The following is a 16,326-nucleotide window of genomic DNA, read 5'->3' as shown; positions in this document are numbered from 1 at the left end:
CGGGCGCGAATTTGTGATCGCGGCGCCACGCGGCTAAAGTTGCGGAATGACTGAAATTTCTGACTCCGATTTTCGCCATCCACTCCGCCATGTCCGTCTCGATACGATATTGCGGCTGCGCTGGCTGGCGGCGCTCGGCCAGCTCACCGCGATCTTCATCGTGGCGCACGGGCTGGAATTCGACGTTGCCATTATACCTTGCGTCGCCATTGTCGGCCTCTCGGCGCTGGTCAATCTCGCACTGCAGATCGCGTTCAATCCGATGCAGCGGCTGGAACCGGTCTATGCGGCCGCATTGCTTGCGCTCAACATCGTCGAACTTGCGGCGCTGCTGTTCCTCACCGGCGGGCTGCAAAATCCGTTCTCGTTCCTGTTCCTGGCCCCCGTCCTGATCTCGGCGACGGCGCTGCCGATCCGGCTGACCATTGCACTTGGTGTGCTCGCGGTCGCCTGCGCCTCCGCATTGGTGTTTTTCCATCTGCCGCTGCCCTGGGACAGCGACGACCCGCTGGTGCTGCCGCCGATCTACCTGTTCGGCGTCTGGCTCTCGATCCTGGTCGCGATCGGCGTCACCTCGCTCTATGCGTTCCAGGTCACCGAGGAGTCCCGGAAACTGTCTGACGCACTGGCGGCCACCGAACTGGTGCTGACCCGCGAGCAGCACCTCACCCAGATCGACGGCCTTGCCGCCGCTGCCGCGCACGAACTCGGCACGCCGCTTTCGACGATCTTCCTGATTTCGCGTGAACTCGAAAAGACGGTTGATGGCAACGAGCAGCTCGCCGGCGACCTCAAAACCCTGCGCGAGCAGGCGCAGCGCTGCCGCGAAATTCTGGCCAAGATCACCCAGCTCTCCTCCTCCGGCGCACCGTTCGATCGCATGCCGCTGTCGACGCTGATCGAGGAAACGGTTGCACCGCACCGTGATTTCGGCGTCGCCATCAAGGTGCGGCTAGCGGTCGCAGCGACGCGTGAGCCGGTCGGCGCCCGTAACCCCGCCGTCCTCTATGGCGTTGGCAACATTCTGGAAAATGCGGTCGATTTCGCCCGAACCACGGTCGAGGTCAACGCCTGGTGGAACGCCGATACGGTCGAGATGATCATTTCCGACGATGGCCCGGGCATCGCCCCCGACATGCTGAAACGCATCGGCGAGCCCTATTTATCGCGGCGGCGCAGCACCGATGAGGACCAAAGCGCGCGGGCCGGCCTTGGGCTCGGCATCTTCATCGCCCGGACCCTGCTGGAGCGCACCGGCGCCAAGGTCTCGTTTACCAACCGGACCTTTCCCGATCACGGCGCTGTGGTACAAATCGTCTGGCCGCGCGAACGCTTCGAAGCGGACGACACGGCGGCCGATAATGCCTCCTGGAACGGTTCCAGGGATACGGAATGACGGCCTGATCGACTTTAGAGGCCTTGGCAGCGCCTTCGCGTCACGCCATATCATGTTGAACCATCAACCGGGGATACCCGATCTTGAACGCCATCACCGAACTGAACGATCTCACTGACCGCTCGCTCCTGATCGTCGAGGACGACAAGCCGTTTCTGGAGCGCCTGTCGCGCGCGATGGAAAGCCGCGGCTTCGCCGTGACGTCGTGCGATACCGTGTCCGACGGTCTCGCCCAGATCGGCCGTTCCGCGCCGGCTTTCGCGGTGGTGGATCTGCGGCTCGGCGACGGTAACGGGCTCGACGTGGTATCGGCGCTGAAGCGCAAGCGCCCCGAGGCGCGCGCGATCGTGCTGACCGGTTACGGCAACATCGCCACCGCCGTCACGGCGGTGAAGATGGGCGCGGTCGACTATCTCTCGAAGCCCGCCGACGCCGATGACGTGGTCGCAGCGTTGCTCGCCAGCGGCACCGAGAAATCCGAACTGCCGGCGAACCCGATGTCGGCGGACCGCGTGCGCTGGGAACACATCCAGCGGATCTATGAAATGTGCAACCGCAACGTCTCGGAAACCGCGCGGCGCCTGAACATGCACCGCCGCACCCTGCAGCGCATTCTGGCCAAGCGCGCGCCGCGGTAACAGCAGGTAGCCAACATACAGTTGGTCGTCGTCCCCCGCGAAAGCGGGGGACCCAGTACGCCGTGACCTATCGGTCTAATCAAAGCTGTCTCTGGAATACTGGATCACCCGCTTTCGCGGATGATGACAGTTTTGGTTGGAACACGCCTCCGCGATCTCGCGGCATTCACACTCTCCCGCCGTCGACGACATAGTGCTGACTGGTGCACGCGCTCGCTTCTTCCGAGGCCAAAAACACCACGACCCGGGAGATGTCATCCGGATAGAGTTTGCGCTTGAGGCACTGCGCCTTCATCAGGTCGGCCTCACCTTGCGGCGTCAGCCATTTTTCGATCTGACGCTCCGTCATGATCCAGCCGGGAACGACGGCGTTGACGCGGATATTCCAGGCTCCGTAATCGCGCGCCAGCCCGCGCGTCAATCCAAGCACGGCCGACTTCGAAGCGGTGTACACCGGCATCCCGCCCTGCGCGGTCATCCAGGAGATCGACCCGAAGTTGACGATAGCGCCGTCTTTCTCGGCTTGCATGTCCGGCAGGACGGCTTGAGCGGCAAAGAACTGGTGCTTCAGGTTGACGGCAATTCTGTCATCCCAATATTCCGGCGTGACGCTCTCGACCGTATGCCGGTCATCATGCGCCGCGTTGTTGATCAACACGCGAATCGGCCCAATGCTGGCCCTGATCTGACCGATCGCGGCGCGCAAATGATCGATGTTGGTCACATCACAATATTCATATCGGACTGCAAATCCCTGTGAAGCGAGTTCATCGACCAATCGGGTCGAAGGATCTCTGGCGTTGTCCAGAAAGCCGACTTTGGCCTTCTGCCGCGCGAAGGCACGCACGATCGACGCGCCTATCCCCGACCCACCGCCCGTGACCAGCACAGGTTTGCCCTCGAGATCTGGATAGATTGCAGCCATCAAATGATCCACCGTTGCTGGACGCCGGCGTCGATGCCGGATTTCATTTCGAGCTAATGCCCGCTGTGCGGCGACAGATAGACCACAACTGCCGGCGTTCGTCATCTCGGCGCAGCTCGCAGCGGCGGCAGATCGGTTGTGCGGCAACACAGGCTTGCGAAGGCGCGCGCACGACGCAGATCAATGAGCCAACAGTTTCGAACCAAACGTCCGCGCCCTCGATTTTGCTGCCGCGCACACAACACATGCCTCGAGCCGGCAAGCGCCTTGACAGTTGAAATGTTTCGCGCGCACATTCTTACACTAAGTAAGAATGACGACAGGGACGGAAATGCCGGAGCAGCCGAGAAGTCGGCGGCAGACGCGTGCGGCCATTCTGGGGCATCTGCTCCAGTCGGGCGGCATGTTTCGACCGCCTTTGGCGAAAGCCGTGCGCCTGTCCGAGGCGAGCCTGTCGCGCATCCTGTTTGACCTGAAGGCGGAGGGCCTGATCGAGGAAGTGAGGCGGCCTGCGCCTTACTTCGGTGGCCCGACAGGTCTGGTATCTCTCGACAGCTCGGTAAGGCTGGCGGCCATCGAGCTGACCGGCCAGCGGCTGACCGTTGGGGTCGGTGGGCTTTCCGGCGAACTGCATTATACCGAACGTCTGCCGCTGCCGAAATCGCCAACCGTCAAATCCGTCGGCCGGCTGTTTAACCAGGCGCTGCAATCGCTGCAGGACTGGACGCGGCAGCATCGTGTTCAGCTCGCGCAGATCGGCATTTCGATCCCGGGGCTTGGCGGATTGAGCGAACTTGCCAATCCGATCATTCCCTGTGACGTCAAGCTCGTTCGCGGCATGCTTGGCGAGATGTTTGCGGACGTGCCGGTCGAGATCACCAATTCGGTCGTGGCACATGCCACGTTTCATCGCTGCCGCACCGAAGATTATCCGTTTGTGGGGCCGCATCTGTTCGTCTTTGTCGGCCAGGGCGTCGCAGGCGCCTGGATGGACGACCCGATCGAAGCCGATGCTTTGCAGCCGGTCGAACTCGGCCACATGGTGTTCGGCGACGGCGGTCCGCCTTGCCGCTGCGGCCATCATGGCTGCGTCGAGGCCTATACGTCGCTTCCGGCATTGGCCGGGCTTCTCGGTGTTGGCGAGGCGGAATTGCTGCAGCTCGGCGATGAGTGGGTGAATGCAATCTCGATCTCCGCGCGCGTGCGCCAGGAGCTGCGGCGCCGGCTGTTCCGGCTTGGCCTTGCGATCGGCAATACGCTGAACGTCAAGCCTTGTCCCGGCGTGGCCATCAGCGGCTGGCCGTCTGTTCTCGCGGAAGCAGATCGAAAGGCGTTGGTCGACGGGATCGATGCCTGCGTGATGGGCGGGCGTGAATTCGCCCAGGTATCGCTCGCTTTCGTGCCGCCTTCGAGCGGCAATGATCCGAATGCCGCGCTGGCCTTTGCAGCCTGCTGTCTGGCGTGTCGCGGCGGCATGCCGGCCTCATCGGCGGAGGCCGCCTGACGAGCAATGAACGACGCGGCCAACGCGTCAAGGTTTGAAACCGGGAGGAACGTACCATGCCAATGATCACAAGGCGTCGTCTGCTCGCTGGATCCGCTGCCGCGCTCGCGCTGCCGGCGTTCGCCCGCGCGCAAAGCGCGATCAAGCCGCGCCTGACCGCCATCTCGCAATGGTCTGCCGGCAGCGATGGGGCGGCTATCACGGCGCTCGGCAAGAAATTTGAGGAGAAGGGCGGGATTTGGCAGCACTCGCCCGTCCCCGGCTTCACCACCGAGATGATGAACAAGCTGCGTGCTCAGATCATAGCGGGTGATCCGCCGGCCTGTTCGCAACTCAAGGGACCCGAGATTGCGGCTTGGTCAAGGATTGCCCCGACCGTCAATCTCGACGCCATTGTCGCTGCCGCCGGCTACGAAAAGGTAGTCGCTCCAGACCTTGCACGATTGCATAAGCCGGGGGGCAAGTGGATTTCGCTGCCGTTGCAGATCTACAGCACAAACATGCTGTTTCTCTCCAAACGCGCGATGGACAAGGCCAAGGCCGACAAGATCCCCGTCACCTGGGCCGACTTCAACGATCTTGCCGAAAGGATGAAATCCGGCGGCATTACATATCCCATCGCCAATGGCGGCACCCGCCCCGATGATGGGCAGAAATTCGAGGCCTCTCTCGCCGGCATCAGTCCCGCTGCATACCGCGCAGCCATCATGAATCTCGATAAGAAGGCCTTGGAGGGCCCCGAAATAAAAGCGGCCTTCACACAGGTGCGCAAGATCGCCGACTGGATGGACCCCAACGTTGGCGCCCAACCCTATGCCACCAACCTGAAGCGCTTCATCGACGGCGAGATGGGCATGATGATCCAGGGCGGGTGGGCGCAGGGCGTGTTGCGCAACGCCGGTTTCAAGTTCGACGACTTCATCATCGCCCCGGGCCCCAGCGACAATGGCAAGCCGGTCTTCCTGCTGAACGCCGATGCCTTCATCTTCTGGCAGCGCAAGGAGCCCGATCTGCAGGCCGGTCAAACGCTGATGGCCCAGCTCGTCATGGATCCGGCCATCCAGACAATGTATTCGCAGATCACGGGATCGATACCCGTGCGCTCCGATGTCGACCTGTCCGGTGACGGCTGGTCGGACGGTCAACGGCGAACCTCAGCCGCGCTCAAGGACGCTGTCGCCAACAATCAGGCCGTCCTGAGCCTCGCGCACAACATGGCGCAGGAGAACGGCCTGACCGCAGCGATGATCGACGTGTTCACCGAGTACGTGAAGAACAAGACGATCAAGCCGGAGCAGGCGGTCACCCGCCTCGCCGAGGCCGTCGAGGGGGCGCGTTGACCGACACCGTCGCCACGGCACCGCGAACAGGGCGACCGACAACATCTGCCTTAGTGGGCCGGCTGCCCGAGTATCTAACGATCTGGGTGCCGCTGCTATTGTCGGCCGCGCATCTCGTTTCGTTTTCGCTGTGGACGATCTGGATCTCGTTGACGCCGTCCACCCTTGTCCCGGTCTCGGGCTGGGTGGGCCTGCGCAACTACACAGCGGTCATCGCGTCGCGGAACTGGAACATCGCCTTCGACAATCTACTGCTGTTTGGCAGCACTTTCGTGCTGCTGAGTTTGGTGACCGGGCTCGTGCTTGCGATCCTGCTCGATCAGCGCATTCGCGGCGAGAACGTGCTGCGATCCATCTTCCTCTACCCTCTGGCGGTGTCGTTCGTCGTCACCGGCACGGTCTGGAGTTGGCTGCTCAATCCTGGCCTCGGAATCCAGAAGCTCGTCCACGACCTCGGCTGGACCTCCTTCCGGTTCGATTGGCTGGTCGACCGCGACATGGCAATCTGGACGATTGTTGTCGCTGCGATCTGGCAATCCTCGGGCTTCGCCATGGCGCTCTTCCTCGCCGGCCTTCGGTCCGTCGATGCCGACCTTATCAAGGCCGCGCAGATCGACGGCGCCGGACCGGTCCGAATGTACCGGCGCGTCATTTTGCCGACGCTTTGGCCGATCACCATAACTGTCATCGTGATCCAGCTGCAGTTCGCCATTTCGACCTTCGACCTTGTCCGTGCGCTCACCAACGGCGGGCCTGGACTGGCGACCCAGCTGCCAGCCCTCGTCGTCTACGACCTAATGTTTCAGCGGGGCTTGCTAGGCCGTGGTGCGGCGGCGGCCGTGCTCATGTTGCTGATTCTTCTCGCGGTGCTGCTGCCGTACGCGGCGTGGCAATATCTCCAGCGACGGCGGGCCCCCCATGCGTGATCGAACCTTCGCGCCGAGCCGCATGCTGATTTATCTCGTCGTTTCGCTGATCGCGGCGGCGTGGCTCGTACCACTCATCGTCGTCGTGCTGAACTCGCTCCGCAGCAACGAGGAAATCGCGCAGACCTCGATGATCGGCTGGCCGCAGCACTGGGCCTTTGGCAACTACCTCACAGCCTGGTCCGACTTTTGCGTCGCGCAGACCTGCGCCGGCATCCGTCCCTATATGCTGAACTCCGCGCTCGTCACCATCCCCGCGACGATCTTCTCCACCCTGCTTGGTGCGGTCGCCGGTTACGCGGTTTCGCTCTGGCGCTTTCGTGGCGATCAGTGGATCTATGGCATCGTCACGCTCGGCATCTTCCTTCCGCAGCAGATGCGTTTGCTGCCCTGGACCTTCGTGCTGCGCGATTCGGGCCTAATGAACACGCTAACGGGCCTGGTGCTGATCCACACGATTCAGGGCCTCTCCTTTACCGTCTTGTTCTGCCGAAACTACTACGTTGCCATCCCGCAGGAGTTGATAAGGGCCGCGCGCATCGATGGCGCGGGGTTCTTTCGTATTTTCTGGCGCATCATTCTCCCTCTCTCGCCGCCCATCCTGGTTGTCACCGTGATCTGGCAGTTCACGCATATCTGGAACGAGTTCCTTTATGGCGTGACATTCACGACCGGCCAACAGCAGCCGGTCACCGCTGCGCTGATCGCGCTCTCGGCCGCGGTCGCCGATATCCCGCATCATGGCGTGCAAAGCGCCGCGGTGATGATCGCGGCCCTGCCTACCCTGTTGATCTATCTGATCGGTGGCAAATACTTCGTACGCGGCCTTACCGCCGGCGCCGTGAAATGAAGGGGAAGTCATTGAAGGGGAAGTCATGGCAGCGTTGAGCATTCGTGCCCTGTCGAAGCGGTACGCCAATCTGGAGGTGCTGAAGGGGATCGACCTCGACATCGAGAGCGGTGAATTCACCGTTCTGGTCGGACCATCCGGCTGCGGAAAATCCACCTTGCTCAACATCGTTGCCGGGCTGGATCGCCCGAGCGCGGGGACCGTGGAAATCGGCGGACGGGTCGTCAACGACATCGCGCCAAAGGACCGCGACATCGCGATGGTGTTCCAGTCCTATGCGCTCTACCCGTCGATGACGGTGCGCCAGAACATCACCTTCGGCATGGAATGCCGCCATGTTCCGAAGGCGGAGCAGGAGAAGGCGCTGGCGAATGTCGCCCGGCTGCTGCAGATCGAGCCATTGCTCGGCCGCAAGCCGTCGCAATTGTCCGGCGGCCAGCGCCAGCGCGTGGCGATGGGGCGGGCCCTGGTGCGCGATCCCCTGCTGTTCCTGTTCGACGAACCGCTCTCCAACCTCGACGCCAAACTGCGCGTCGAGATGCGGATGGAGATCAAGCGGCTGCACCAGCGCATCGGCGCCACCATTGTCTATGTCACCCACGACCAGATCGAGGCGATGACGATGGCGACGCGGATCGCCGTCATGCATCACGGCGAGGTGCAGCAATTCGCCGATCCGGATACGGTGTACCGCTATCCGGCCAATTTGTTCGTGGCACGCTTCATGGGCTCGCCGCCCATGAACACGATGCCGGCGCGGCTGGTGGCGGAAGATGGCGGGCCGGTGGTGGTGATCGGCGCCGGGCGGCCGGACGAGGTCCGCCTTCGCCTGCAGGGATACGACGCCGCGGCGGCCTTTGTCGGCCGCGACGTGGTGCTTGGGATCCGGCCGGAATGCATTGCCGAGGGCAGCCGCAGCTTTTCGGGCGCATCGGGCGCGCCGATCGTCGTCCAGGCGCCGGTCGAGATGGTCGAGCCCACCGGTGCGGAGACCATCGTGTTGCTGCGGCTCGGCGGTGAGCAGGTGCTGGCGCGCATCACGCCGGACATCAGGCCTGAGCCGGGGGCGCTGGCCCCCTTCGCGCTCGACACGCGTCGCATCTGCCTGTTCGACCCCGTGACGGAGCGCCTGATCGCATGACCCAAACCCTCTATGCCAGCCTCGCGGGCCGTGTCGTGTTGATCACCGGCGGCGCCAGCGGCATTGGCGCCGCGTTCGTGCGTGCGTTCGCGGCACAGCAGGCCCGTGTCGCGTTTCTCGACATCGACGCCGCCGCCGGCGAGGCATTGGTGCGCGAGGTGACGGACGCGTCCGGTTCCGCGTCGCTGTTCGTGCCATGCGACTTGCTGGATATCGACGCCTTGCGCGCCGCGATGGCCAAGGTCCATGCCGCGTTCGGCGATGCCGCGGTGCTGGTCAACAACGCCGCCAACGACCAGCGCCAGGTGCTTTCAGAAGTGACGCCGGCGGAATTCGACTGGTCGATCGCCGTCAACCTCAAGCACGTTTTCTTCGCCGCACAGGCCGTGGTGCCGCAGATGCAGGCGCGCGGCGGCGGTTCGATCATCAACATGTCATCCGTGGCATGGACGCGCGGCGCACCGGCGCTGCCGGTCTACGCGGCGGCGAAGGCGGCGATTGTCGGCTTCACCAATTCCCTGGCCCGGTCGGTCGGCCCCGACCGCATTCGCGTCAACGCCATCGCACCCGGCATGGTGATCACCGAGCGCCAGCGCCGGCTGTGGTATCCGGACGAGCAGAAGATCGCCGAGCTTCGCACGCGTCAGGATATTCCCGACGCTGTGACGCCCGACGACATCGCGCGCATGGCGCTGTTCTTGGCGTCCGACGAGAGCAGGCGCATCACGCGCCAGTGCTTCACGGTCGATGGCGGCCTAGGTTAGCAGGGATCCACATCGTCGATCGACGCTCGTTTTGCATGGCAGGAGAAACAAACATGGCAGGCATTCTGGATCGCAAGGTGGCGCTGGTAACGGGCGGCGCTTCGGGCATCGGGCGCGCGACGTCGCTGGCAATGGCGCGCGAGGGTGCGCGGGTGGCGGTGGCCGACCGCACCGAGGAGAGTGCAGCCGGGACCGTCGCCCTGATCAACGCGGCCGGCGGTCAGGCCATTGCGATCGGCGGCGACGTCACCGCGGAAGCCGACGTTGCCGCGATGGTCGCGCGCACCGTGGCGGCCTATGGACGGATCGACTGCGCGTTCAACAATGCCGGCGTTGCCGGCGGATCGGTGGGCCCTGGACGCCAGCGCCTGCACGAACTCAGCCAGATCTCGTTCGACACCATGCTGGCGATCAACCTCACCGGCGTATGGCTCTGCATGAAGCACGAGATCGTGCAGATGCTGGCGCAAGGCGGTGGCGGCGCCATCGTCAACACCGCCTCGATCGCCGGGCTGATCGGTCTGGCGACATCGGGGCACTATGTGGCGGCAAAGCACGGCGTGGTTGGGCTGACGAAGACCGCGGCGATCGAATATGCGCAAGACGGCATCCGCGTGAACTGCGTCAATCCCGGCTATATCACCACACCCATGACCAAGGAGGTGGTGGAAACGCGGCTCGATGCCACGTTGGCGAAGGTGCCGATGAACCGCATGGGCGTGCCCGAGGAGATCGCGGAAGCCGTGGTCTGGATGTGTTCCGACAAGGCCTCGTTCATGACCGGCGCGTCGCAGGTCGTCGACGGCGGGTATTTCGCGGCGTAGCATCGGAGAATTACCGGGAGGCTTTGTTGAAAGTCTGGCAGGTCGCACGCGAATGGTCGATCGACGCCATGGAGCTGGTCGATCGGCCGGAGCCGGAACCCGGCCCCGGCCAGGTCGTGGTCCGGATGCGCGCGGCATCGCTGAATTATCGCGACCTGATAACCGTGCAGGGCCAGGGAGGCGCGTATAGGCTTCCGCTGATCCCGTTCTCCGACGGAGCCGGCGAAATTGTCGCCGTGGGACCAGGCGTGAGTCGGGTCTCGGTCGGGAATCGCGTGTGCCCGATGTTCTTTCAATCATGGTTCGACGGCGGGCCTTCGGCCAGCGGCCGCCGCCTCGCGCTCGGCGGCACGCGCCCGGGTGTGCTGCAGGAATTGCTGCTGCTTGACGCCGAAGGCGTCACCCGCATTCCCGATCATTTGACCTTTGTGGAGGCCGCCACCTTGCCATGCGCGGCGCTCACAGCCTGGCGGGCGCTGTTCGACGAAGCCCAGCTCCGGCCGGGCCAGACCGTCCTGGTGCAGGGCACCGGCGGGGTTTCGATTTTCGCGCTGCAGTTCGCCAAGCTGGCGGGCGCCACGGTCATCGTGACGTCGTCGAGCGACGAAAAACTCGAACGCGCGAAAGCGCTCGGCGCGGACCATACGATCAACTATCGCGCGGTCGCCGAATGGGGCAAGGCTGCCGCGGACTGGGCCGGTGGCGGCGTCGATCACATCGTCGAAGTCGGCGGCAAGGACACTTTCCGGCAATCGCTCGAGGCCGCGCGCGTCGGCGGCACCATCCTTGTGATCGGGGTTCTGTCGGGCATTTCCCAGCAGATCTCGATCCCTACCCTGTTCAGCAAGAACCTGCACGTGATCGGGCTCTCCGTCGGCAGCCGCAGAATGTTCGAAAACATGGCGTCAGCGATCGGGCAGAACCGCATGAACCCCGTGATCGACCGAACGCTCGGTTTCACCGAAGTGCCGGACGCGCTGCGGCTGATGCAGCAGGCCGGCCATTTCGGCAAGATCACGATCGCGTTTCCGTAAGCTGACGATTTTTACTTCCACACTGCATCGCGAAGGCGGCGGCCAGCGGAGGACGGATGTTGGCGCAAAAGCTGACATTGGCCGGTAGGGCTAATTTCAGCCAAGTGCCTGCCATAAACCGACATCCGATCAAATCGACCCGACTACGATCTGCCATAAGTGCCGAACTCGGGAGACCCAATTCGCGGGGAGGAGGGTGATGCGTTTGGCGGCCTCGGTGCGTTAATCGCACGGCCCCCCGCCCCGCCTTCGGCGAGTGAGGCCATAGCGTTGGCGTCGGCGGCAACCTGAGCTGGGATTGCGCTCTGACGAAGGCTAATGCGCCAAGAGAACGGGACGTGCCGAAGCGTTCTTAAGGATGTGGCGCGTGGCCCCGCCCAGAAGCATCTCGCGCAGGCGGCTATGGGAATAGGCGCCCATGATCAGCAGGCTGGCTTCATGCTCTGCCCCCACCGCGAGCAGCGTATCGCCCACCGAGCGCAATTCCGGTGCAACCACCTGCGCGGTCGCAGCGATGCCATGACAGTACAAATAGGCAAGCACCTCCGCCTGCGAGGCTTGGCGATTGCTGGCGTCCCGGTCAACCCTTATGACCCGCACTGTTTTGGCAAGTTGCATGAACGGTATGGCAGCCGAGACCGCGTGCCAGCATTCCGGGCTCTCGTCCCAGGCGATCATCACGCTGTCGGTCAGATTGCTCTGCGGCTGAGCCGGCGCCAACAGCACGGGGCGACGGGTCCGCAGCAGCGATTGCTCGGCAATGGCCATGAGCGATTCCATCACGGTGGCGCTTGCGGCGACCATTAGGTCGAAGGCAGGGGCCCGTTGCACCGCGATTTCCACATACGATCCCTCGGCTTCGCGCCAGGATGCTGCGAGCGGGCTGCCGGGCTCGTCGTGCGCCGATAGCATCGGGATGCCGACTACCGCGCAGGCCTGCGCGAAAACCTCACGCGCGTCCCGCGCTGTTCGCTCCCGTTCCTCAGCGTACCGGTTTTCCAATGCGACGGTCGCCGTTCGTCCCATTTCGGTGGCCGTTAGGCCGCCACGCGTGACCGGCGGCGGCTCACTGATGAACAGTGCCTGGACGTGAGCCCCCAACGCCTTCGCGGCAGACAGGGCCGTTTCAATTTGACCGGTGTGACTGGCTGAGCCGGGAAGTGGAACTAGGATTCGCTTGATACTCATGAGAGCCTCCTGCGATGCCGCCATTTGCGACGACAGACGGCATATGTGTGTTGAGCCGAAAGCTAAATCGCGCAAATATCGCCAATTCATAACTCCCGGAATCACCCCAAAGTTCCGGAGACCAGCAGGTGTGCCGGTTCCCGACTTTGGTCGTCGATGTCCGGTGTGGGGTAAAAAACGGACCCGGAGGGAACGACCGCTATTGGCGGCGCGAAGCGGACGGACGGCATTAAGCCTTAGCGCCCGACCCCCGGCAGTGCCGACGCGTTCGCCGATCGCGGTGCCGCCCGAGAGTCTGCGGACGCGCTTGGCTTCGATCGTCGTCCTTTGCGTGCACCCGCCGGCTCACGCCGGCGGGCTTCTCCAATTAGATGGAACGGCTTTGCCTTTCACGCGGCCGTCTTTACCGCACCAGTGGCACCGATTTGTGTGAGCATTGTCAGGAGGTCGAAGTAGTGCACGGCGCTCTTGGCCTTACCACCCTCGACCTGGACGATCTGGCAGGCCGGCACCTCGATCGGCTTGTTCGAAGGCGGAATGGTACCTGCTGGTGTCTGTAGCGGGCCCGTGTGAGTGCCTTTCCACACAAGCTCGAGGACCGCGGTGTCACCGCTGGCGAACTCGCGCACGAATGTGGCTTTCGAATCGGGGAAGGCCTTGGCCCAGCCCTGCCAGGCCTCGATGATCTCGCTGGCGCCCTTGATGCGACGGCTCGTTCCCTTCTCGTCGTACACGGCGTTGGCAGCCAAGATGTCCTTGGCCTTGCTCCAGTCCTTTTCGTTGTATGCGATGACTGCGGCCTTTGCGATATCGATTACATTCGCCATGATCATGCTCCCTTATGAGCCGGCGCCAATCGGCGCTGAGCATTGCAAACCCCCAGCACACCAAATTCTAGCACTTCGAGGCGAAGAGGCGAGCGAGAACCGGCCCGATTGAGCTGAAATACGGTAGCGCAATGTCCGCTGAGGGGAATAGCCGCCGTTGGCGCAAAGCAGCGGCTCGCAAGCGAATCGGAAAAAGTGGCGCTGGACCGTGCACTTAGATTTGAATCGCCTCCCAACAGCCCGCCGTCTATGGTGCGCTCATGTCGCGCTTCGTGTTTGCATTGCTTGCTGTCGTCCTGTCACTCCTGCCGGTCGTCGCGCCGGCTGCGCCGGCTCATAAGCGGCCGGCGCCACGCTGGCAGGGCTACGGCTTCCTGCCGGGCTATCATCAGCCTCCGAACAACAGCCGCCCGGCTTACACGCAGAGGGCTGCGGTTTTGCGCGCCGCGCGCCGCAACCAGCGTCCCTGGTATATCGATCCGGTCCCAAGTTATTACGGGTACGATGGCGCCTGGCGCTATTTCGGCCGGCCGGGCTTTTACGGTGGCCGCTACAATGGCGGCAGTTTTGGTCCTTGCTGGACGCGGACGCCGATCGGAGCGGTTTGGAACTGCGGCTGATCAAGCTGTTGCCTGCAACCCCCGCCCGCTGTCGGTCAAGTGCCAGGGAATACACGCACCGTGCCTTGAGTCGTCCACATTAACGATGGATAAGCAGCCAGATATAGCGCTGGCTGGAGAGCAATGGGCATTTGGGGGACGATGACACGTCGCGCCGTTGGCGGACTGATGGCAGGCTTTTTATTGCTCGCCGCGCCTGCGATGGCCGCCGAGTCGCCGGCCGAACTGATCTCCGGCTTCCGCCTCAAGCATGGCCAAGTCCGCGTCGTGCGCGATGGAACGCTCGACCGCATCGCGATGGACCAGGCGCGCGCCATGGCGGCGAAGAATGAGCTCAGTCATGAGGTACTGGGCCCGTTCACCAAGCGGGTCGCGCCGGCGGGTGCCGGTCGCGCCGCCGAGAACATCGCCTATGGATACGAGAGTTTCGAAAAGACGCTCGGCCAGTGGATCGATTCCTCCGGACACCGCAAGAACCTGCTGTTGCAAAATGCGTCACGCGTCGGGATCGCGAGCGCCAGGGATGCAAGCGGCAAGCGCACCTACTGGGCCATGGTGATTGCCGGCGATTACGAGCCGAAGCGGCCCAAGGGCAAGAACAAGAAAGAGACGGAGCCGCTTGTTGCTGTGAAACGCGAGGCCACTCCCACATCCCGACCAAAATCAAGCGACTGCCGCATCAAGATACTCAGCCTTTGCATTTGAGGCGGAGCCCGACGGCGACAGCGTCGCCCTCGCCTGGCCCGAAGTGGAATACTTCGAGCCGGCAGGGGAGAAATCGCACCAAATCGCCTCAACAAACCGGCCGCTGCGCGATAGGATCGCCCGGTCGGTCGAAGGCCACGTCCATGGCAATTGGTGCTCCCTCGCGTATCGGTCTCCGCTTCACGGCCGGAGTGATTTCGGCAATCTGGACATTTCATGCCGCGCTTTCGGCGTCGCCGGTGCCTGACCAGGTGTCGCTCAGCGAGCAGACGGTGCATTGGAGCACGGTCAAATATGCGACCTCCGAAGAGAACGGTTTCATCAACGGGTCGCTCGATAAGAACACCATCGTCGATCGCACGTTCAAGGGCCGGGTGCTCGAGAACCGCTATCTGAAGGTTGTGCTGCTGCCCGAATTCGGCGGACGCATTCTTTCCATCATCTACAAGCCGACCGGCCATGAACAGCTGTACCGCACCGAAGTCGGCGTACCCTACGGAATGGGCGAAGGCAATTTCTATTACGACTGGCTGATGGTGTATGGCGGCATCTTTCCCACCTTTCCGGATGCCGAGCACGGCAGGACGTGGCCAAAACCGTGGGATTTCAAGGTTGTGAAAGAGAGTGCCGACGAAGTGACGGTGTCGATGTCGCTGACGGATAATTTCGAATATGCGGCGGCACCGGAGAAGTTCAGGAAGGGAGCGAGCGGCATCGAAGCGACTTACTTTGTGACGCTGAAGGCCGATCGTGCCGCGGTCGATGCGCGCCTGGCGCTGAAGAACCCAAACGACAAGACGATCCCGTACGAGTACTGGACCTGCACGACGCTGGCGCCGGGGTCGGATCCGAACAATCCCAAAACCACCGGCGGCGCCGAGATCATCGCGCCGGTCGCGGCCTACCGCACGCCCGCCTGGTCGAAGAATTTGTCCGAGGGCGACGCGGGTGCCGGCGCGGGCACCAGCCGTTTCGAAAAGCTGCGCTACTTCAGGAACTGGCCGACGATGGGTATTGCCTATGCGGCGCCGGATATGCAGGGCGGCAATTTCTGGGGCGTGATCAACCACGACAATGAAGAAGGGATCATCCGTATCGCCGACAACACGATCACGCGGGGCCTGAAAATGTGGACGTGGGGATTTGCCTCGTTCACGAACGAAGCCGACCAGCGCAAGGATCCGAACCCGGCGCGGCCTTACGTCGAGTTATGGGCGGGGGTGTCGGACGAATTTTTCCACAGCGCCGAGTTTCCGGCGCGGAGCGAGGTGTCGATTCCGGAAACCTACAGCCCGACCGTCGGCATGAGCAACGTGACGCATGCGAACGCGAACATCCTGATCAATCTTGTCGCCGAGGCGTCCGGTGCCACCCTTCAGTTCTTCAGCATCGAACCTGTGACGCCGCTGCGCATCATCATGAAACGCGGCGACGCAGTCTTGCTCGACGATGCCGTGACGGCCGACCCGAGAAACGGAAATCGCATTTTTGCGCCGATTCCAGCAGGCAACAGCACCGAGCCGGTCCAGCTGACGATCAGGACCGCGGCGGGCAAGGAGCTGATCGCGGCCGCGGCAAGGGTGAAGTGACGCAGAAGGAGCTGCTCCCTCTCGCTTGCGGGATGGCATCGAGATAGCGATACCG

Annotated in this window: 16 protein-coding genes; 13 read left to right on the top strand and 3 right to left on the bottom strand. The window is 63.1% G+C overall.

The annotated features are described in order from the left end of the window. Window positions 1-46: 46 nt before the first annotated feature. Together JQ567_RS11725 and JQ567_RS11720 are read left to right on the top strand one after the other, a co-directional pair. Window positions 47-1,396, top strand: coding sequence for an ActS/PrrB/RegB family redox-sensitive histidine kinase (locus JQ567_RS11725; protein ID WP_212438956.1), 1,350 nt, complete (start codon window positions 47-49; stop codon window positions 1,394-1,396). 83 nt (window positions 1,397-1,479) lie between these two features. Further along, window positions 1,480-2,034: an ActR/PrrA/RegA family redox response regulator transcription factor gene (locus JQ567_RS11720; RefSeq protein WP_192736382.1), complete on the top strand. Its 555-nt coding sequence runs from the start codon at window positions 1,480-1,482 to the stop codon at window positions 2,032-2,034. 166 nt (window positions 2,035-2,200) lie between these two features. Here JQ567_RS11720 and JQ567_RS11715 read toward each other — a convergent pair whose 3' ends face one another. Further along, on the bottom strand, window positions 2,201-2,959 hold the full coding sequence (locus JQ567_RS11715; RefSeq protein WP_212439072.1) for an SDR family NAD(P)-dependent oxidoreductase: 759 nt from the start codon (window positions 2,957-2,959) through the stop codon (window positions 2,201-2,203). Between the two features lie 331 nt (window positions 2,960-3,290). Between JQ567_RS11715 and JQ567_RS11710 the strand changes: the two genes are divergently transcribed. From JQ567_RS11710 to JQ567_RS11675, 8 genes are read left to right on the top strand one after another with little or no spacing between them, the layout of a single operon-like run. Then, a complete protein-coding gene (locus JQ567_RS11710; protein ID WP_212438955.1) occupies window positions 3,291-4,463 on the top strand; it encodes an ROK family transcriptional regulator in 1,173 nt (390 codons plus the stop codon). 56 nt (window positions 4,464-4,519) lie between these two features. Further along, the gene (locus JQ567_RS11705; protein ID WP_212438954.1) at window positions 4,520-5,803 is read left to right on the top strand and encodes an ABC transporter substrate-binding protein; all 1,284 of its coding nucleotides are present in this window, start codon (window positions 4,520-4,522) and stop codon (window positions 5,801-5,803) included. Next, window positions 5,800-6,729, top strand: coding sequence for a carbohydrate ABC transporter permease (locus JQ567_RS11700; RefSeq protein ID WP_212438953.1), 930 nt, complete (start codon window positions 5,800-5,802; stop codon window positions 6,727-6,729). Before JQ567_RS11705 ends, JQ567_RS11700 begins: the two co-directional genes overlap by 4 nt. Continuing rightward, a complete protein-coding gene (locus JQ567_RS11695) occupies window positions 6,722-7,579 on the top strand; it encodes a carbohydrate ABC transporter permease (protein WP_212438952.1) in 858 nt (285 codons plus the stop codon). Before JQ567_RS11700 ends, JQ567_RS11695 begins: the two co-directional genes overlap by 8 nt. 25 nt (window positions 7,580-7,604) lie before the next feature. After that, a complete protein-coding gene (locus tag JQ567_RS11690) occupies window positions 7,605-8,720 on the top strand; it encodes an ABC transporter ATP-binding protein (RefSeq protein WP_212438951.1) in 1,116 nt (371 codons plus the stop codon). Next, window positions 8,717-9,484 (top strand): SDR family NAD(P)-dependent oxidoreductase, encoded by a 768-nt coding sequence (locus JQ567_RS11685; RefSeq protein WP_212438950.1) that lies wholly within the window; start codon window positions 8,717-8,719, stop codon window positions 9,482-9,484. Before JQ567_RS11690 ends, JQ567_RS11685 begins: the two co-directional genes overlap by 4 nt. Window positions 9,485-9,537: 53 nt before the next feature. Beyond that, on the top strand, window positions 9,538-10,308 hold the full coding sequence (locus JQ567_RS11680; RefSeq protein ID WP_212415916.1) for a glucose 1-dehydrogenase: 771 nt from the start codon (window positions 9,538-9,540) through the stop codon (window positions 10,306-10,308). Between the two features lie 26 nt (window positions 10,309-10,334). Continuing rightward, on the top strand, window positions 10,335-11,342 hold the full coding sequence (locus JQ567_RS11675; RefSeq protein ID WP_212438949.1) for an NAD(P)-dependent alcohol dehydrogenase: 1,008 nt from the start codon (window positions 10,335-10,337) through the stop codon (window positions 11,340-11,342). A gap of 315 nt (window positions 11,343-11,657) precedes the next feature. Here JQ567_RS11675 and JQ567_RS11670 read toward each other — a convergent pair whose 3' ends face one another. Together JQ567_RS11670 and JQ567_RS11665 are read right to left on the bottom strand one after the other, a co-directional pair. After that, the gene (locus JQ567_RS11670; RefSeq protein WP_212438948.1) at window positions 11,658-12,530 is read right to left on the bottom strand and encodes a universal stress protein; all 873 of its coding nucleotides are present in this window, start codon (window positions 12,528-12,530) and stop codon (window positions 11,658-11,660) included. Between the two features lie 389 nt (window positions 12,531-12,919). After that, on the bottom strand, window positions 12,920-13,357 hold the full coding sequence (locus JQ567_RS11665) for an ester cyclase (RefSeq protein ID WP_212438947.1): 438 nt from the start codon (window positions 13,355-13,357) through the stop codon (window positions 12,920-12,922). A 260-nt stretch (window positions 13,358-13,617) separates the two neighbouring features. Between JQ567_RS11665 and JQ567_RS11660 the strand changes: the two genes are divergently transcribed. From JQ567_RS11660 to JQ567_RS11650, 3 genes are all read left to right on the top strand, one after another. Beyond that, window positions 13,618-13,977: a hypothetical protein gene (locus tag JQ567_RS11660; protein WP_212438946.1), complete on the top strand. Its 360-nt coding sequence runs from the start codon at window positions 13,618-13,620 to the stop codon at window positions 13,975-13,977. 123 nt (window positions 13,978-14,100) lie between these two features. Further along, complete coding sequence (locus JQ567_RS11655) at window positions 14,101-14,682, top strand: CAP domain-containing protein (protein WP_212438945.1); 582 nt, start codon at window positions 14,101-14,103, stop codon at window positions 14,680-14,682. A gap of 143 nt (window positions 14,683-14,825) precedes the next feature. Beyond that, window positions 14,826-16,271, top strand: a complete 1,446-nt coding sequence (locus JQ567_RS11650) for a DUF5107 domain-containing protein (protein ID WP_212438944.1) — start codon at window positions 14,826-14,828, stop codon at window positions 16,269-16,271. Window positions 16,272-16,326: the final 55 nt, after the last annotated feature.

The organism is Bradyrhizobium sp. AUGA SZCCT0431, assembly GCF_018131065.1.
Lineage (GTDB): Bacteria > Pseudomonadota > Alphaproteobacteria > Rhizobiales > Xanthobacteraceae > Bradyrhizobium.
Note: the sequence above shows the minus strand (reverse complement) of the source record. Positions and strands in the feature narration are given on the sequence as shown.